Consider the following 18762-nt stretch of genomic DNA (forward strand, 5'->3'; position numbering starts at 1 on the left):
CGTAGCCCATGAATGCTGGTAGATTAATGATTAACATCATGCGGTAGTCAAAAAGAGACCGACATGCAAAAAAATTTCGGTAATTTTACGTAGATTTTTGAAATCTGCTTAGCGAAACATGGCTCTGAACCGCTCTTTTATTGAGCTGAAGCTTCCGGTAATGTTGCTAAAACGGCGTCAGAATACCCACTGTCACCCGCAAAGACAAAATCTTTTGAAGGATGTCACGTAAAGTTGTGTAGTTATCATTATATTTTAATCGTTGCAGAATTAGTTGAGGTCTATCATGGCGAATGACACAAGCAATCCCGGCTGGTTTGGTTTATTCCAGAACGGTCAGCGTTACATGAAGACCTGGCCAGCCGATAAGCGACTGGCCCCCATGTTCCCGGAAAACCGCGTGGTGACGGCAACGCGTTTTGCCATCCGCTTTATGCCCCCGCTGGCGATATTCACCCTGACGTGGCAAATCGCCATGGGCGGACAGTTGGGACCGGCGATTGCCACCGCACTGTTTGCCTGCAGTCTGCCGATGCAGGGATTGTGGTGGCTGGGTAAGCGCTCCATCACGCCATTGCCGCCGACATTGCTGCACTGGTTCCACGAAGTGCGCGCAAAACTGGAAGAAGCGGGACAAGCGATTGCCCCTGTTGATGGTAAACCGACTTATCAGGCGCTGGCCGATGTGCTGAAGCGCGCCTTCAAACAACTCGACCGTACCTTCCTCGACGATCTTTGATCGATCATCCCCTTTTACTGCCAGAGAATGTGTGCAGTAACCGGGTTTAAATCAAAGAAAAGTGATGCGGGCAAACACGCATCGCTTTCCTTGTGTAATCATTTATCCATTGTTAAATCTTAAGCGGCCGTGATGGCCCGGGAGCGAACCGTGGAAATGACCCATGCACAACGACTGATCCTCTCCAATCAATACAAAATGATGGCGATGCTTGAGCCGGAAAATGCGGAGCGCTATCGCCGCTACCAGACCATCATCGAACGGGGCTACGGCCTGCAACTGCGCGAACTCGACAAAGAGTTTGGCGAGCTAACGGAAGCCACCTGCCGCCAACTCATCGATATTATGGAAATGCACCATGCGCTGCATGTCTCCTGGTCGAACCTGAAAGAAGCCAATAATATCGAAGAGCGCCGTCTGGCGTTTCTCGGCTTTGATGCGGCCACCGAGGCGCGCTATCTCGGCTATGTGCGCTTTATGGTGAACGTCGAAGGACGCTACACCCATTTTGATTCTGGAACTCACGGCTTCAATGCTCAGACGCCGATGTGGGAAAAATACCAACGTATGCTGGCGGTGTGGCACACTTGTCCGCGTCAGTATCATCTTAGCGCGAACGAAATCGCGCAGATTCTTAATGCCTGAATAAGGAGCAACGCGTGGAGTACAGGGGTTTTCTGTTTGATTTGGACGGTACATTGGTGGATTCGTTGCCTGCGGTGATCCGCGCATGGTCATTGTGGGGCGAGCGCCAGGGTCTTGCGGCGGAAGAAGTCCTGAACTTCATACACGGTAAGCCAGCGATCAATTCACTGCGCCATTTTATGGCAGGCCAGTCTGAAGAGGCGATTCAGGCGGAGTTTATGTGGCTTGAGCGTTTAGAAGCAGAAGACACGCAGGGCGTGCAAGCGATTCCGGGGGCAAAGGCATTGCTCGCCACACTCAACGAACTGCAGATTCCCTGGGCGATAGTGACTTCAGGATCTATCCCGGTGGCTCACGCGCGTCACAAAGCGGCGGGTTTACCGATGCCGGAGGTGTTCATTACCGCAGAAAACATCAAATTGGGTAAACCGAACCCGGAGCCGTATCTGCTGGGTGCTGAACGCCTGGGACTGCCTGCAGCGGAATGCGTTGTGGTTGAAGATGCGCCCGCCGGCATTATTGCCGGGCTGGAGGCGCGCAGTGCAGTGGTTGCTGTTAATGCCCCCACGGATGCCCCGCGCCTGAATGAAGTGACCTGGCAGGTGAAAACGCTGGAACCGCTGGTGGTTTCACCTACAGAAAACGGCATGTTTACGCTTTCTGCCAACGTCTGACAGAACGGGCCATAGCGGCCCGTTTTTTATAATGGGGTATCCTGAGAAATTTCATCCAGCGACAGGCTAAAGCTTGGAATGAATATCTCTACAAAGTAATCCATTTCGGGGGAACGACGCTGTGACAATGTTTTCTCCAGACGTGCCTTAGCCAGCAAAAACTCGTTATTTCCTGCTGACAGCTCTTCCAGACATTTCACGTAGGCGCATAGCGCGTCAGCCTGCTTCACCACCGCTTGTTCACTCTCGCTATGCAAATGCTCGTCAATCAACGGACGGTAGGCATCCTGCAATTCCGGCGGCAACATCTCGATCAACTTCTGCTGGGCTATCTTTTCGATCTTTTTGTACTCATGAGCAATTTGCGCGTTGTAATACTTCACCGGCGTGGGTAAATCACCGGTCAGCACTTCGCTGGCATCGTGATACAGCGCCAGCATCGCAATACGCTCTGCATTGAGATTACCGTTAAATTTTTTGTTTTTGATAATGGCCAACGCATGCGCCACCATCGCCACCTGAAGACTGTGTTCAGAGACATTTTCGGTGCGAACGTTGCGCATCAATGGCCAGCGATTGATCAGTTTAAGACGGGAGAGGTGGGCAAAAAAATGGCTACGGGTCATAAACGGTTCCTGTTCTCACGGCGGGGAAGGAGGGCCTTCCCCGAGATGAAAACAGTATATACCCTTCGGACTTCGGCTTGCATGTGCGTTAGCTGCGTTCACTTACCCAAGTCGCTCACGCAGGTAAGCAACCTGAATTCATTCACTTGCTGCCTGCATGCATGCATTGCGGGTCAGTATGTCAGACTACTGACGATAGCCTTGCAGGAAACGACCAAATTTATTGATAGCCATTTCCAGATCATCAACACGTGGCAAGGTGACGATGCGCACGTGATCCGGCCATGGCCAGTTAAAGGCGGTACCCTGAACCAGTAGCACTTTCTCTTGTAACAGGAAATCCAGCACCATTTTTTGATCGTCAAAGATGTTGAATTTCTTGGGATCGATGCGCGGGAACATGTACAAAGCGCCTTGCGGTTTCACGCAGCTGACGCCCGGAATGTCGTTGATCAATTCCCAGGCACGTTGGCGCTGTTCATACAAACGACCACCAGGTGCAATAAACTCGCTGATACTTTGATAGCCACCTAACGCCGTTTGAATCGCATGCTGAGCAGGCACGTTGGCGCACAAACGCATCGACGCCAGCATCTCCAGCCCTTCGATATAGCCCTTAGCGTGTTTCTTCGGACCGTTTAACACCATCCAACCCTGACGGAATCCCGCAACACGGTAGGTTTTAGACAGACCATTAAAGGTCACGGTCAGCAGATCCGGCGCCAGTGCCGCAATCGAATGGTGCTGTGACTCGTCATACAAAATCTTGTCGTAGATTTCGTCAGCGAAAATGATCAGGTTGTGCTGACGCGCAATCTCCACCACTTCCATCAGCAGTTCTTTGCTGTACACCGCACCCGTTGGGTTGTTCGGGTTAATGATGACGATGCCACGCGTGCGCGGGGTGATCTTACTGCGGATATCGTCCAAATCCGGGAACCAGCCCGCAGACTCATCACACAGATAATGCACAGCTTTACCGCTCGACAGCGACACGGCTGCCGTCCATAACGGATAATCTGGCGCAGGTACCAGCATCTCATCACCACTGTTCAGCAATGCTTGCATCGCCTGCACAATCAGTTCAGAGACACCGTTACCAATGTAGATATCTTCGACGGTAACATCGCGCATATCACGCGCCTGGTAGTGCTGCATAATCGCTTTACGCGCCGAATACAGCCCTTTTGAATCACAATAGCCTTGCGAACTCGGCAGGTTGCGAATCACATCAACCAGAATTTCATCAGGGGCTTCAAAACCAAACGGGGCAGGGTTGCCGATGTTGAGTTTGAGAACTTTATTACCTTCTTCTTCCAGACGCTTAGCTTCTTTCAGTACCGGGCCACGGATGTCATAACAGACATTTTCCAGCTTGCCGGATTTATCAATTTGAAAATTCATCGTTACCGCCTTAACGGGCAGAGTCCTTTAACCTGCCACCAAAATCAAACCTGCCCAATTTACTCCTCTCACTGTCACAAAAGAAGGGCGGCTTAAGGTTTTGGCGCGTTTGCCAATGATTCCTGTCTTGGGTGGCGTAAAACGCAGTTTGCGAAGGTTAATCTGGTTAATAACTCTATTGTTTGGTTTTTTTGTAATATAAAATGCTGGTGGTTTGTGCTGGCACTGTAAAGCCGTTAATCCATGGGTAATGGAGGTCATTAAGAAATTTTTTATTTACATCCTGCAAAAAAAACCATTAGCGACCTTATGAAATAGTTAAAGAAATCTTGTTGGATGTCGAAGAACTAAACAGTGCCGTTGCAGCCATCGCTGGTGCCATTAAATGTCACGCATTCTTAATCAGTTTAAGGTGGCAGCATGAAGCGCTGCGAAGTGACCTATTCTGATAACAGCAGCAGGTTAAATAGCATTTACACTGTAACTTTAGCGCGGCTGCAGCAGTTTTAGAACCTGGGGGGTTAAAAAATGAGCGCTGTTGTGGCAGGATGTGGCGGAAAAGGGATTTGGTCAAAAAATGCGATGATTTGATCAAAAACATTTCCCTTTAAAGCGTAAAAATGATTAAGTATAATTTATTATTTGATGCACTTTATCGCTTCGCATCAGCATAACATGATGTTATCTCTTTTTGACCCGCAGGCCGTTTTCGCGGGAAACTAGACAACTACGCAGCTTCCAGCATCTGTGCGACATACGTCTTCGTACCCGAAGTTGTTCTGTCTTATTAGACGGCACTCCTCTGAATGCAGAGTGACGTATCCGTCGGCATCCGCCTGACACGATTTTTCCATGACAGCTCCACACAGGGCTGTCATTAAGCACCATTACCTCTTATCTATTTGATAAGTAGGGTAATACACCAGGGTAGTAGTTTTAAAAAATCTTATAAGTGAAGAAAAAACATGACTAATGCAAATCGTCCGATACTGAATCTCGACCTCGATCTGCTGCGTACTTTTGTTGCTGTTGCTGACTTGAATACTTTTGCGGCGGCGGCTGCAGCAGTGTGCAGAACGCAATCCGCAGTAAGTCAGCAGATGCAACGTCTGGAACAATTGGTAGGTAAAGAGCTGTTTGCCAGACATGGACGTAATAAACTGTTGACGGAGCATGGCATCCAGTTGCTAGGCTACGCCAGAAAGATCCTTCGTTTCAATGACGAAGCGTGCACCTCTTTAATGTACAGCAACATCCAGGGCGTACTGACCATCGGCGCCTCCGATGACACTTCCGATACCATTCTGCCGTTCCTGCTTAACCGCGTAACGTCGGTCTATCCGAAGCTGGCCATTGATGTGCGCGTCAAACGCAACCCGTTCATGATGGAAATGCTGAATCAGGGTGAGGTTGATCTGGTTGTCACCACGTCCAGTCCTGGTAATTTCACCCATCAGGTCCTGCGTACTTCTCCGACGCTTTGGTACTGTGCTGCGGATTACATCTTCCAGCGCGGCGAAGCCATTCCACTGGTGCTGCTGGATGAGCCAAGTCCGTACCGTGACATGGCGATCGACCACCTGAATGAAGCGGGCATCCCATGGCGCATTTCCTATGTTGCATCAACGCTGGCAGCAGTGCGTGCGGCAGTGAAAGCGGGTCTGGGTGTCACAGCACGCCCGGTTGAGATGATGAGCCCAGAGCTGCGTGTAATGGGTGCGGCTGAAGGGCTGCCGGTATTGCCCGATACTCAGTACCTGCTGTGCCGTAATCCAGACAGTGATAACGAGTTGGCGCTGGCGATCTTCAACGCGATGCAGTCCACCAACGATCCTTACAATCTGACGGCAAATCCAGATGGCACCCTGCTGCTGGATGACGAAGAGTAAGGTCAACAATAGCGGGTTATTCCCTCACGTTGGAATACCGGTTCATTGTTAAAACTTATTAAAATGAGCCTTAGACTGATAAACATCAGCTAAGGCTTTTTTTATGCATTTTAATTCACGCTTTCTAACGCGATTCACCACCAATAATTTTCCTCTCTTCCTGAAAAATGATAATTGTTCCATTTTTGCTCAAAGTGGAACTTCTTTATCATTCCGTGCCATCTTTCCCAGGGCATTTGCCAGTACCAATCGCCGATTTTTACAGCAAAAAACACCATTATGTGTTCTGGATCAAAAAATTACCCCCTATAAGGGGGGGGAAATCCCCGTAAGACCTGTCAAAATATGATTGTTAAATGCACGATCCATGCATGTGAATACCCGCTACACTGAAATTAACCTCACAAACTGAAGCGATTTAGCTGGTATGATGGGGTTCATTTGTTAATAATATGCTACTGGTGTTAATTAATGTTTGGATGCTTTTGTCAAAGTTGACAAAAGGTTATAGAAAGGAGTAAAAAACCCCATAAAATTGCTGCTTATTTGATAATGACAGCATAGTTTACAAGGTTTTTTATCCTTCCCTTGAATTCATGTGGTGTGTTTGCTGCAACAGTGCAGGATGCCAGCGCCACTTTTGATGAGTAAGCAAAGAGTATGTCGACAACCACAGAAGTGATCGCTCATCACTGGGCGTTTATTGTTTTTATTGTTATTGCATTTGGCCTGTGTGCCTTCATGTTGACCGGCGGTTGGTTGTTAGGTGGTCGTGCGCGGGCACGCCATAAAGACACCCCGTTTGAATCGGGTATCGAATCCGTCGGTGATACCCATATTCGCCTCTCCGCTAAATTCTATCTGGTTGCGATGTTCTTCGTTATTTTCGACGTCGAAGCCCTCTATTTATACGCCTGGTCGACTTCAATCCGTGAGAGCGGATGGGTCGGCTTTGTCGAAGCCGCAATTTTCATTTTGGTGCTATTGGCAGGCCTGGTTTATCTGGTGCGCATCGGTGCACTGGATTGGGCTCCTGCGCGTCGTCGCGTAGTGGTCAAATCAATTCCGGTCAGTCACAACCACACCAACCCTCATAAGCAGTAAAAGCGAGGCAATAAGATGGACTACACGCTGACACGCGTAGACCCGAACGGCGGCGGTGATAACGATCGCTATCCGCTGCAGAAACAGGAGATTGTCACCGATCCTCTGGAGCAGCACGTTCATCGCAGCGTCTATATGGGCAAGCTCGAGCATGCCCTGCATGACATGGTGAACTGGGGTCGTAAAAACTCTCTCTGGCCGTACAACTTCGGTCTTTCCTGTTGCTACGTGGAAATGACCACGTCATTCACTGCGGTGCATGACGTGGCGCGTTTTGGTGCGGAAGTCATGCGCGCCTCCCCACGTCAGGCTGACTTTATGGTGATCGCCGGTACGCCGTTTACCAAAATGGCGCCGGTTATTCAGCGTTTGTATGACCAGATGCTGGAACCGAAATGGGTGATCTCCATGGGTGCTTGTGCAAACTCGGGCGGCATGTACGACATCTATTCTGTGGTGCAAGGCGTGGATAAATTCCTGCCGGTTGACGTGTACATTCCGGGCTGCCCACCGCGTCCTGAAGCTTACATGCAAGCGCTGCTGCTGCTGCGTGAGTCGATTGGTAAAGAGCGCCGTCCACTGTCGTGGGTGGTGGGTGATCAGGGCGTTTATCGCGCCAATATGCAGCCAGAGCGTGAGAGAAAACGCGGCGAGCGTATTGCAGTCACTAACCTGAGAACGCCAGACGAAGTCTAAGCTTCCCGTACACGGATGGCACAACGGCCGCAGCAGAACATCACAATTTAATGCGCGCCGCCATCCTGACGCCTTCTTTTAGCGCCTGATTACAGGCCGGAATGGTGAGTAACGTATGACAGATTTAACCACGCAAGATCTCGCTCAGCCTGCATGGCAAACCCGCGACCATCTGGATGATCCAGTGGTCGGCGAGCTGCGTAACCGTTTTGGGCCGGATGCCTTTACCGTTCAGGCCACCCGCACCGGTATTCCGGTCGTCTGGGTGAAACGTGAACAGTTACTGGAAATTGTCGAATTCCTGCGTAAGCTGCCAAAGCCGTACGTCATGCTGTATGACTTACACGGTTTCGATGAGCGTTTGCGCACCCACCGCGCCGGTCTACCCGCCGCGGATTTTTCCGTTTTCTATCACCTGCTGTCGATTGAACGCAACCGCGACATCATGCTCAAGGTGGCGCTGTCTGAAAACGATCTGAATGTGCCCACCATCACCAAAATCTTCGCCAATGCCAACTGGTATGAGCGCGAGACCTGGGAGATGTTTGGTATCACCTTTAATGGTCACCCGCACCTGACGCGCATCATGATGCCTCAGACCTGGGAAGGCCATCCGCTGCGTAAAGATTACCCGGCGCGTGCCACTGAGTTCGACCCGTTCGAACTGACCAAACAGAAAGAAGATCTGGAGATGGAGGCGCTGACCTTCAAGCCTGAAGACTGGGGCATGAAGCGTAGCACCACCAATGAGGATTTCATGTTCCTCAACCTGGGTCCTAACCACCCGTCCGCGCACGGTGCCTTCCGTATCATTCTGCAGTTGGATGGCGAAGAGATCGTCGACTGCGTGCCGGATGTCGGCTACCACCATCGTGGTGCTGAGAAGATGGGCGAGCGCCAATCCTGGCACAGCTACATTCCGTACACCGACCGTATCGAATATCTCGGCGGCTGCGTGAACGAGATGCCTTACGTGCTGGCGGTGGAAAAATTAGCCGGCATCACCGTGCCGGATCGCGTCAACGTGATCCGCGTGATGCTGTCAGAGCTGTTCCGTATCAACAGTCACTTGCTGTACATCTCCACCTTTATCCAGGACGTGGGCGCCATGACGCCGGTGTTCTTCGCCTTCACCGACCGTCAGAAAATTTATGACGTGGTTGAAGCGATTACCGGTTTCCGTATGCACCCAGCCTGGTTCCGCATCGGCGGCGTGGCGCACGATCTGCCGAAAGGGTGGGAGCGTCTGCTGCGTGAGTTCCTCGACTGGATGCCGAAGCGTCTGAAAGAGTATGACAAAGCCGCACTGCGTAACACCGTGCTGATGGGCCGTTCGCAAGGCGTTGCGGCGTACAACATGGATGAAGCGCTGGCGTGGGGTACCACCGGTGCTGGCCTGCGTGCCACCGGCCTCGACTTTGATGTGCGTAAATGGCGTCCGTATTCAGGCTACGAAAACTTCGACTTTGAGATCCCGGTTGGCGCTGGCATCAGTGATGCTTACACCCGCGTTCAGCTCAAAATGGAAGAGATGTGGCAGTCACTGCGCATTCTGGAACAGTGCCTGAAAAACATGCCGGAAGGCCCGTTCAAAGCGGATCACCCGCTGACCACGCCGCCACCAAAAGAGCGCACGCTGCAACACATCGAAACCCTGATCACGCACTTCCTGCAAGTTTCGTGGGGCCCGGTCATGCCGGCCAATGAATCCTTCCAGATGATTGAAGCGACTAAAGGGATCAACAGCTACTACCTGACCAGCGATGGCAGCACCATGAGCTACCGCACCCGTGTGCGTACGCCAAGCTTCCCGCACCTGCAGCAGATCCCATCGGTGATCCGCGGCAGCCTGGTATCCGACTTGATCGTATACCTCGGTAGTATCGATTTTGTTATGTCAGACGTGGACCGCTAATTATGCACGATCAAAAAATTGCCATTCACACTATCGACCCTGATGAGGTCTTTGTGCTGAGCGAGACCGAGCACCACGCTATTGAGCACGAAAAACACCATTACGAGGATGCACGCGCCGCCTCAATTGAAGCGTTGAAGATCGTGCAGAAGCAGCGTGGATGGGTGCCAGATGGCGCCATCAATGCCATTGCTGAAGTGTTGGGCATTCCAGCCAGTGACGTAGAAGGTGTGGCGACGTTTTACAGCCAGATCTACCGCACGCCGGTTGGCCGTCACGTCATTCGTTATTGCGACAGCGTGGTGTGCCACATCACCGGTTTCCAGGGCATTCAGGCTGCGCTTGAGCAGAATCTGAATATCAAGCCGGGCCAGACCACAGCCGATGGCCGCTTTACCCTGCTGCCAACCTGCTGCCTGGGCAACTGTGACAAAGGCCCAACCATGATGGTGGATGAAGATACCCATGTTCATCTGACCCCGGAAGGTATAGCCAATCTGCTGGAGCAGTATCAATGACCATTAAACAGATCATTCGTACTGCGGAAACGCATCCACTCACCTGGCGTCTGCGCGACGACAAGCAGCCGGTGTGGATTGATGAATATCGCAGTAAAAACGGTTATGTCGGCGCTGATAAAGCACTGAAAGGCATGAGCCAGGACGAAATCGTTGCGGCAGTGAAAGACTCCGGTCTAAAAGGTCGCGGTGGCGCAGGCTTTAATACCGGCCTGAAGTGGAGCCTGATGCCGAAAGACGAATCCATGAACATCCGTTACCTGCTGTGTAACGCCGATGAAATGGAGCCGGGCACCTATAAAGACCGCCTGCTGATGGAGCAAATGCCGCACCAGTTGGTGGAAGGTATGCTGATCAGTGCGTTCGCCCTGAAAGCCTATCGTGGCTACATCTTCTTACGTGGCGAGTACATCGAAGCGGCCGTGCATCTGCGCCGTGCGATTGCCGAAGCCACCGAAGCGGGATACCTCGGTAAAAACATCCTCGGTACCGGTTTCGATTTTGAACTGATCGTGCACACCGGCGCGGGACGTTACATCTGTGGTGAAGAGACCGCGCTGATCAACTCACTGGAAGGTCGTCGTGCGAACCCGCGTTCTAAGCCACCGTTCCCGGCGAGTGCGGGCGTGTGGGGCAAGCCAACCTGCGTCAACAACGTGGAAACCTTGTCCAACGTCCCAGCCATCTTCCTCAACGGCGTTGACTGGTACAAGAACATCTCTACCAGCGAAGACACCGGTACCAAAATGATGGGCTTCTCAGGCCGCGTGAAAAATCCAGGCGTGTGGGAACTGCCGTTTGGCACGACCGCGCGTGAGATTCTGGAAGATTATGCCGGTGGCATGCGCGATGGCCTGAAATTTAAAGCCTGGCAGCCAGGCGGTGCGGGTACGGATTTCCTGACCGATCAACACCTTGATCTGCCAATGGAGTTTGCCAGCATCGGTAAAGCCGGCAGCCGTTTAGGCACGGCATTGGCGATGGCGGTCGATCATGAAATTGGCATGGTTTCGCTGGTGCGTAATCTGGAAGAATTCTTTGCGCGCGAGTCCTGTGGCTGGTGTACGCCATGCCGTGATGGCTTGCCATGGAGCGTGAAGATCTTGCGTGCGCTGGAGCAGAAAAAAGGCCAGCCGGGTGACATCGAAACCCTGCTGCAACTCTGTCGCCAACTCGGCCCAGGGAAAACCTTCTGTGCCCACGCACCGGGTGCCGTTGAGCCATTGCAGAGCGCGATTAAATATTTCCGTGAAGAGTTTGAAGCCGGCATTGCGCCGCAGGTGTTTGGCAATACCCGATCGATTGGTGGTATTCAGCCCAACCTGCTGAAAGCGCGCTGGTAATCAGCCGCCGTACACGGAATTCACCCTACGCCGACACGGCGCGGGGGACAGAATTAGATGTTTAACGCTCGTCTTAGGGCGAGCCTTACGGAAGCATGTTCACTATGGCTACAATCCATGTAGACGGTAAAGAATATGATGTGAACGGAGCGGACAACCTGTTGCAGGCGTGTCTCTCTCTGGGCCTTGATATTCCTTATTTTTGCTGGCATCCGGCGCTGGGAAGCGTGGGAGCCTGCCGCCAGTGTGCGGTGAAGCAATTCCAGAATGCCGAAGATACCCGCGGTCGTCTTGTTATGTCATGCATGACACCGGCGTCGGACGGCACCTTTATTTCCATCGACGATGGCGAAGCGAAAGAGTTTCGTGAAAGCGTGGTGGAATGGCTGATGACCAACCATCCGCACGACTGTCCAGTGTGCGAAGAGGGCGGTAACTGCCATCTGCAAGATATGACGGTCATGACGGGCCACAGCTTCCGTCGTTACCGCTTCACCAAACGTACGCACCAGAATCAGGATCTCGGCCCGTTCATCTCCCATGAAATGAACCGCTGTATCGCCTGCTATCGCTGCGTGCGTTACTACAAAGATTACGCAGACGGCAAAGATCTCGGCGTTTACGGTGCCCACGACAACGTTTACTTCGGTCGCCCGGAAGATGGCACGCTGGAGAGCGAGTTCTCCGGTAACCTGGTCGAGATCTGCCCGACCGGCGTATTCACCGATAAAACGCACTCCGAACGCTACAACCGTAAATGGGATATGCAGTTCGCACCGAGCATCTGCCAGCAGTGCAGCGTGGGTTGTAACACCAGCCCAGGCGAGCGTTATGGTGAACTGCGTCGTATCGAAAACCGTTACAACGGTACCGTAAACCACTACTTCCTGTGTGACCGTGGTCGTTTCGGTTATGGCTATGTGAACCGCAAAGATCGTCCACGTCATCCAGTACAGAAGCGCGGCAACGATTGGGTCAGTCTGAATGCCGAACAAGCGGTGAATGCCGCGGCTGACGTACTGCGTCAGGCGAAGCGTGTGATTGGGATTGGATCACCGCGTGCCAGCATTGAAAGCAACTTTGCGCTGCGTGAACTTGTCGGTGCGGAAAACTTCTCCACCGGTATGCCTGCCGCTGAGCAGGCACGCGTTGAGTTGATGCTGAAAGTACTGCAGGAAGGCGGTATTTACACGCCATCACTGCGCGAAATCGAAAGCTACGATGCGGTGCTGGTGCTGGGTGAAGACCTGACTCAGGTCGGTGCGCGTGTCGCACTTTCTGTGCGTCAGGCGGTGAAAGGTAAAGCACGTGAAATGGCAGCAGCCCAGAAAGTGGCTGACTGGCAGATCGCGGCGATCCTGAACATTGGTCAGCACGCCAAACATCCGCTATTTGTCACCAACGTTGATGAAACCCGTCTTGATGATATCGCCGCGTGGAGCTATCGCGCACCGGTGGAAGATCAGGCTCGTCTCGGCTTCGCTATTGCTAATGCGCTCGATGAAGCCGCTCCAGCCGTCAGTGGCTTTGACAGCAAGCTGAATGGCAAGCTGGATGTGGTGGTACAGGCGTTAGCCGGTGCCAAAAAACCACTGATTATTTCTGGTACTCACTCTGGCAGCACCGCGATGATTGAAGCGGCCGCCAACGTGGCAAAAGCACTGAAAGGTCGCGGTGCCGATGTCGGTATCACTTTCCTTGCCGGTGCAGCTAACAGCTTTGGTCTCGGCCTGATGGGGGGGCAATCGCTGGATAGCGCGCTGGAACAGCTGGATAAAGGCGAAGCGGAAGCGCTGGTGGTGTTGGAAAACGATCTTTACCGCCATGCACCGAAAGCCACCGTGGATGCGGCTTTGCACAACACCGCACACGTGATTGTGGTTGATCATCAACGCACTGCGACGCTGGAGAAAGCCGGTCTGGTGCTCTCGACGGCGAGCTTCGCAGAGAGTGATGGCACCTCGATCAACCAGGAAGGCCGCGCACAGCGTTTCTTCCAGGTTTACGATCCGTCTTATTACGACAACAGCATTGTGATGCTGGAGAGCTGGCGCTGGCTGCACTCGCTGCACAGCACTGTTGAAAGCCGTCAGATTGACTGGACGCTGCTTGATCACGTGATCGATGCCACCGTTGCAGCATTGCCACAGTTGAAAGGTATTAAAGACGCGGCGCCGGATGCAAGCTTCCGTATTCGCGGTCAGAAACTGGCGCGTTCACCGCACCGTAACAGTGGCCGTACCGCGATGCGTGCCAATATTAGCGTGCACGAACCGCGTCAGCCGCAAGACAAAGACACCATGTTTGCCTTCTCAATGGAAGGTAACAACCAACCAGGCGCACCACGTTCGCAGATTCCATTCGCCTGGGCTCCAGGCTGGAACTCCCCGCAAGCATGGAACAAGTTCCAGGCAGAAGTCGGTGGCAAACTGCGTCATGGCGATCCGGGTGTGCGTCTGTTTGAAGCGAGCGAAGGATCACTGCCGTGGTTCACCGCCGTGCCAGAAAGCTTTGTTGAAGGCAGCCAATATCGCGTTGCACCTTACTATCAGCTGTTTGGTAGTGAAGAGATGACTCAGCGTTCACCGACCTTCCAGAAGCGTATGTCGCCAGCTACGCTGGTGATTAACCCGGCTGATGCGGAGAAACTGGGCGTCAATAACGGCTCTGCGGTTGAACTGGTTTGTGCCGGTGAAACGCTGCGTCTGCCAGTACGCTTCTCCACTTCCCTGCAAGCAGGGCAGGTGGGTCTGCCGCTGGGTATGCCAGGTGTGCCGCCGTTCCTCTCAGGTGCGCAAGTTGACAAACTGCAGGAGGCTGCACAATGAGCTGGCTGACACCGGACGCTATCGACATCCTCATCCAGATCCTGAAAACCATTGTGATTCTGCTGGTGGTGGTGGGTTGTGGTGCCTTTATGAGTTTCGCCGAGCGTCGTCTGCTCGGCTTATGGCAGAACCGTTATGGACCGAACCGTGTTGGCTGGGGCGGCTCACTGCAGCTCGCCGCTGACATGATCAAAATGTTCTTCAAAGAGGACTGGGTTCCGCCGTTTACCGACCGCTTCATCTTTACTCTGGCACCGGTTATTGCCTTTGTATCGCTGCTGCTGGCGTTTGCCATCGTGCCGGTTTCACCGACCTGGATGGTGACAGATCTGAATATCGGTCTGCTGTTCTTCCTGATGATGGCCGGTCTGGCGGTTTACGCCGTGCTGTTCGCCGGTTGGTCGAGTAATAACAAATACTCACTGCTGGGTGCAATGCGTGCTTCCGCGCAGACGCTGAGCTACGAAGTGTTCCTGGGCCTGTCGCTGATGGGTGTGGTGGCGCAAGCCGGTTCATTCAACATGAACGCCATCGTCGAGAGCCAGACGCACTTGTGGAACATCATTCCGCAGTTCTTCGGCTTCGTGACCTTCTGTATCGCGGGTGTCGCGGTTTGTCACCGCCATCCGTTTGACCAGCCAGAAGCGGAACAGGAACTGGCCGATGGTTACCACATCGAATATGCCGGTATGAAGTTCGGTCTGTTCTTCGTCGGTGAATATGTGGCCATCACCACCGTTTCAGCGCTGATTGTCACGCTGTTCTTCGGTGGCTGGCACGGTCCATTCCTGCCGCCATTCATCTGGTTCGCCCTGAAAACGGCGTTCTTTATGGTGATGTTTATCCTGATTCGTGCTGCGCTGCCGCGTCCACGTTATGACCAGGTGCTGTCGTTCGGCTGGAAAGTGTGTCTGCCGTTGACGTTATTGAACCTGCTGGCGACCGCCGCAGTGATTCTGTACAGCGCGCAGTAAGGGGTTTTGAGATGACTTTAAAAGATATTGTCGTTGGCTTCGGCACGACAGTGCGCAGTATCTGGATGATAGGCATGCATGCCTTCGCCAAGCGCGAAACCCAGATGTATCCAGAAGAACCGGTTTACCTGCCGCCGCGCTACCGTGGCCGTATCGTGCTGACGCGTGATCCGGACGGCGAGGAGCGCTGTGTTGCCTGTAACCTGTGTGCGGTAGCCTGTCCAGTGGGTTGTATCTCACTGCAGAAAGCGGAAACGGTTGATGGTCGCTGGTATCCGGAGTTCTTCCGCATCAACTTCTCGCGCTGCATCTTCTGCGGTCTGTGCGAAGAAGCCTGCCCGACCACGGCGATTCAGCTGACCCCCGATTTTGAGTTGGGTGAGTTCAAGCGTCAGGATCTGGTGTACGAGAAGCAGGACCTGCTGATTTCCGGTCCGGGTAAATATCCGGAGTACAACTTCTATCGCATGGCGGGTATGGCGATCGACGGGAAAGAGAAGGGCGAAGCGGAAAACGAAGCCAAGCCAATCGACGTCAAAAGCTTGTTACCTTAAGGAGCCAGGTATGGAATTTGCGTTTTATCTTTGCGGACTGGTGGCGGTGCTAACGACATTGCGCGTTATCACTCACACCAATCCGGTACATGCGCTGCTGTACCTGATTGTTTCGCTGCTTTCGATTGCGGGCGTGTTCTTCTCAATGGGCGCTTACTTTGCCGGTGCGCTGGAGATCATCGTTTACGCCGGTGCCATTATGGTGCTTTTCGTGTTCGTGGTGATGATGCTGAACCTGGGCAAAACCCAGCAGGACCAGGAGCGCGAGTGGCTGAAGCCTTCGCTGTGGATTGGGCCTGGCATCGTCTCCCTGTTGCTGCTGGTGGTGATGATTTACGCCATTAGCACCGCGCACGATCAGGGCATTGATGGCACCGTTATCGATGCCAAAGCGGTGGGTATCAGTCTGTTTGGTCCTTACGTACTGGCGGTTGAGCTGGCGTCAATGCTGCTGCTGGCCGGTCTGGTGGTAGCCTTCCATATCGGACGTGAAGAGCGTCAGGGCGAAGTGCTGAGCAATCGCCATGCTGATGCACATGCGAATAAGGAGGATCACGCATGATCCCGTTACAACACGGCCTGATGTTGGCTGCTGTGCTGTTTGTTCTCGGCCTGACCTCGCTGGTACTGCGCCGCAATTTGCTATTTATGCTGATTGGTCTGGAGATCATGATCAACGCCGCGGCACTGGCGCTGGTGGTAGCAGGGAGCTACTGGGGACAAGCTGACGGCCAGGTGATGTACATTCTGGCGATCAGCCTCGCGGCGGCGGAAGCCAGCATCGGCCTGGCCCTGCTGCTCCAGCTCTATCGTCGTCGTCAGACGCTGAACATTGACACAGTGAGCGAGATGCGCGGATGAATCTTCTCTATTTAACCGTATTATTTCCGCTGATTGGCTTCCTGCTATTGGCGTTTTCCCGTGGTCGCTGGTCGGAGAATCTGTCGGCAGCGGTGGGAATGGGATCGGTCGGTCTGGCGGCGTTGACCACCGTTTTCGTTGGTATGGATTTCTTCAGTAACGGTCAACAACCTTTTACTCAGGCGTTGTGGACATGGATTCAGGTCGGCCACTTTGATATCAAAGTGAACCTGGTACTGGACGGCTTGTCACTGACCATGCTGTCAGTGGTCACGGGTGTCGGCTTCTTCATCCACATGTTTGCTTCCTGGTACATGCGCGGTGAAGAGGGCTATTCACGCTTCTTCGCTTACACCAACCTGTTCATCGCGAGCATGGTGGTGTTGGTGCTGGCCGACAACCTGATGCTGATGTATCTCGGTTGGGAAGGCGTGGGCCTCTGCTCTTATCTGCTGATTGGCTTCTACTACAGCAACCCAGAAAACGGCAAAGCGGCGATGAAAGCGTTCATCATCACCCGCGTCGGTGACGTGTTCCTCGCATTCGCGCTGTTCATTCTCTACAACGAACTGGGTACGCTGAACTTCCGCGAGCTGGTGGAACTGGCGCCGGCGCATTTCGCCGCTGACAACCACATGCTGCAGTGGGCAACCCTGATGTTGTTGGGCGGTGCGGTCGGTAAATCTGCACAGTTGCCACTGCAAACGTGGCTGGCTGATGCGATGGCGGGTCCTACGCCGGTATCAGCTCTGATCCACGCCGCCACCATGGTAACCGCGGGTGTTTACCTGATTGCGCGTACCCATGGCTTGTTCCTGCTGACGCCGGAAGTGCTGCATCTGGTGGGTATTGTGGGGGCGATTACGTTGGTGCTGGCAGGCTTTGCCGCGCTGGTGCAAACCGACATCAAGCGCGTGCTGGCTTACTCTACCATGAGTCAAATCGGCTACATGTTCCTCGCGCTGGGCGTGCAGGCATGGGACGCGGCCATTTTCCACTTGATGACGCACGCCTTCTTCAAAGCACTGCTGTTCCTTTCTTCTGGTTCGGTCATTCTGGCCTGCCACCACGAGCAGAACATCTTCAAAATGGGCGGCCTGCGTAAGAGCATCCCACTGGTGTACACCTGCTTCCTGGTCGGCGGCGCTGCGCTGGCGGCACTGCCGCTGATTACCGCAGGTTTCTACAGTAAAGACGAAATTCTGTTTGGTGCGCTGGCGAATGGTCACATCAATCTGATGGTGGCGGGTCTGGTCGGTGCATTCCTGACCTCGATCTACACCTTCCGCATGATCTTCATCGTGTTCCACGGCGAAGAGAAAATTCATGCGCACGCGGGCAAAGGCATCACTCACCATCTGCCACTGATTGTGCTGTTAGTGCTCTCCACCTTCGTTGGCGCCATGATCACGCCACCGCTGGCGGGCGTGCTGCCGCAGAATGAATTCGGTGAGGGCGGAAAAGTGGCGCTGGAAATCACCTCAGGCGTGGTCGCGATTGTCGGCATCCTGATTGCTGCTGCCCTATGGCTTGGCAAACGCCAGCTGGTCACCAGTGTTGCCAATAGCGCGCCGGGCCGTTTCTTCGGCACCTGGTGGTTCGCGGCATGGGGCTTCGACTGGCTGTATGACAAGGTGTTTGTAAAACCTTATTTGGGCATTGCCTGGCTGCTGAAGCGCGATCCGCTGAACTCACTGATGAACCTGCCTGCGCTATTGTCGCGCATTGGTAATAAAGGCCTGGTGGTGAGCGAGAACGGTTACGTGCGCTGGTATGTGGCTTCCATGAGTGTCGGTGCCGTGGTGGTACTGGCGCTGATGCTGGTGATTTAAAGATTGATGAGCGGGGGCGAGAGAATCAAGGATTCTCTCATCCCAGAAGCGAATGTGAAAAATTGCCTGAATGACGAAGCGTTATTGATGTAGCCCGTTTCGTTGCCGTCAGTGTGCAGCAACCCAAGCGTATTTTGTACGTGAGGGTGGCGAGCGCTGA

Annotated in this window: 18 protein-coding genes; 15 read left to right on the forward strand and 3 right to left on the reverse strand. The window is 53.3% G+C overall.

The window, feature by feature from the left end:
* Positions 1-286 precede the first annotated feature (286 nt).
* From yfbV to FD737_RS10450, 3 genes are all read left to right on the forward strand, one after another.
* Complete coding sequence (gene yfbV, locus FD737_RS10440) at positions 287-739, forward strand: terminus macrodomain insulation protein YfbV (RefSeq protein ID WP_034825085.1); 453 nt, start codon at positions 287-289, stop codon at positions 737-739.
* Positions 740-889: 150 nt separating this feature from the next.
* Positions 890-1384, forward strand: coding sequence for a YfbU family protein (locus FD737_RS10445; protein ID WP_097116578.1), 495 nt, complete (start codon positions 890-892; stop codon positions 1382-1384).
* 14 nt (positions 1385-1398) lie between these two features.
* On the forward strand, positions 1399-2058 hold the full coding sequence (locus FD737_RS10450) for a sugar phosphatase (RefSeq protein WP_058961295.1): 660 nt from the start codon (positions 1399-1401) through the stop codon (positions 2056-2058).
* Positions 2059-2084: 26 nt separating this feature from the next.
* On the opposite strand, the gene yfbR is transcribed toward FD737_RS10450, so the two are convergent.
* The 3 genes from yfbR to FD737_RS10465 all read right to left on the reverse strand — a co-directional run bounded on the left by yfbR (position 2085) and on the right by FD737_RS10465 (position 4349).
* Positions 2085-2684, reverse strand: coding sequence for a 5'-deoxynucleotidase (yfbR, locus tag FD737_RS10455; RefSeq protein ID WP_034825080.1), 600 nt, complete (start codon positions 2682-2684; stop codon positions 2085-2087).
* 186 nt (positions 2685-2870) lie between these two features.
* The gene (locus tag FD737_RS10460; RefSeq protein WP_034825078.1) at positions 2871-4088 is read right to left on the reverse strand and encodes a pyridoxal phosphate-dependent aminotransferase; all 1218 of its coding nucleotides are present in this window, start codon (positions 4086-4088) and stop codon (positions 2871-2873) included.
* Between the two features lie 27 nt (positions 4089-4115).
* On the reverse strand, positions 4116-4349 hold the full coding sequence (locus FD737_RS10465) for a hypothetical protein (protein WP_160833459.1): 234 nt from the start codon (positions 4347-4349) through the stop codon (positions 4116-4118).
* Between the two features lie 704 nt (positions 4350-5053).
* On the opposite strand from FD737_RS10465, the gene lrhA reads away from it, so the two are divergent.
* The 12 genes from lrhA to nuoL all read left to right on the forward strand — a co-directional run bounded on the left by lrhA (position 5054) and on the right by nuoL (position 18602).
* On the forward strand, positions 5054-5977 hold the full coding sequence (gene lrhA, locus FD737_RS10470) for a transcriptional regulator LrhA (protein ID WP_034825076.1): 924 nt from the start codon (positions 5054-5056) through the stop codon (positions 5975-5977).
* A 660-nt stretch (positions 5978-6637) separates the two neighbouring features.
* Positions 6638-7081: an NADH-quinone oxidoreductase subunit A gene (locus tag FD737_RS10475; RefSeq protein WP_034825074.1), complete on the forward strand. Its 444-nt coding sequence runs from the start codon at positions 6638-6640 to the stop codon at positions 7079-7081.
* A 15-nt stretch (positions 7082-7096) separates the two neighbouring features.
* Positions 7097-7777 (forward strand): NADH-quinone oxidoreductase subunit B family protein, encoded by a 681-nt coding sequence (locus FD737_RS10480; protein WP_007889318.1) that lies wholly within the window; start codon positions 7097-7099, stop codon positions 7775-7777.
* Between the two features lie 115 nt (positions 7778-7892).
* Complete coding sequence (gene nuoC / locus FD737_RS10485) at positions 7893-9692, forward strand: NADH-quinone oxidoreductase subunit C/D (protein ID WP_097116580.1); 1800 nt, start codon at positions 7893-7895, stop codon at positions 9690-9692.
* Between the two features lie 2 nt (positions 9693-9694).
* Entirely contained in the window at positions 9695-10210 is a 516-nt protein-coding gene (gene nuoE / locus FD737_RS10490) for an NADH-quinone oxidoreductase subunit NuoE (RefSeq protein ID WP_058961298.1), read from the forward strand.
* Between the two features lie 2 nt (positions 10211-10212).
* Positions 10213-11553: an NADH-quinone oxidoreductase subunit NuoF gene (gene nuoF / locus FD737_RS10495; RefSeq protein WP_176505727.1), complete on the forward strand. Its 1341-nt coding sequence runs from the start codon at positions 10213-10215 to the stop codon at positions 11551-11553.
* Positions 11554-11657: 104 nt separating this feature from the next.
* Positions 11658-14381, forward strand: a complete 2724-nt coding sequence (gene nuoG / locus FD737_RS10500; protein WP_160833460.1) for an NADH-quinone oxidoreductase subunit NuoG — start codon at positions 11658-11660, stop codon at positions 14379-14381.
* On the forward strand, positions 14378-15355 hold the full coding sequence (gene nuoH, locus FD737_RS10505; RefSeq protein ID WP_045813644.1) for an NADH-quinone oxidoreductase subunit NuoH: 978 nt from the start codon (positions 14378-14380) through the stop codon (positions 15353-15355). The genes nuoG and nuoH overlap by 4 nt, the downstream gene beginning before the upstream one ends.
* 11 nt (positions 15356-15366) lie before the next feature.
* Positions 15367-15909, forward strand: a complete 543-nt coding sequence (gene nuoI, locus FD737_RS10510; protein WP_034825061.1) for an NADH-quinone oxidoreductase subunit NuoI — start codon at positions 15367-15369, stop codon at positions 15907-15909.
* A gap of 10 nt (positions 15910-15919) precedes the next feature.
* On the forward strand, positions 15920-16471 hold the full coding sequence (gene nuoJ, locus FD737_RS10515; RefSeq protein WP_034825059.1) for an NADH-quinone oxidoreductase subunit J: 552 nt from the start codon (positions 15920-15922) through the stop codon (positions 16469-16471).
* Entirely contained in the window at positions 16468-16770 is a 303-nt protein-coding gene (nuoK, locus tag FD737_RS10520) for an NADH-quinone oxidoreductase subunit NuoK (protein ID WP_034825057.1), read from the forward strand. The genes nuoJ and nuoK overlap by 4 nt, the downstream gene beginning before the upstream one ends.
* Positions 16767-18602 carry an NADH-quinone oxidoreductase subunit L gene (gene nuoL, locus FD737_RS10525; protein WP_058961299.1) on the forward strand — a complete coding sequence of 612 codons (1836 nt, stop codon included), beginning with the start codon at positions 16767-16769 and terminating at the stop codon, positions 18600-18602. The genes nuoK and nuoL overlap by 4 nt, the downstream gene beginning before the upstream one ends.
* The last annotated feature ends 160 nt before the right edge of the window (positions 18603-18762 follow it).

The sequence above is a fragment of the Pantoea sp. Seng genome, from assembly GCF_009829935.1.
In the GTDB taxonomy this organism is placed as follows: domain Bacteria; phylum Pseudomonadota; class Gammaproteobacteria; order Enterobacterales; family Enterobacteriaceae; genus Pantoea; species Pantoea communis.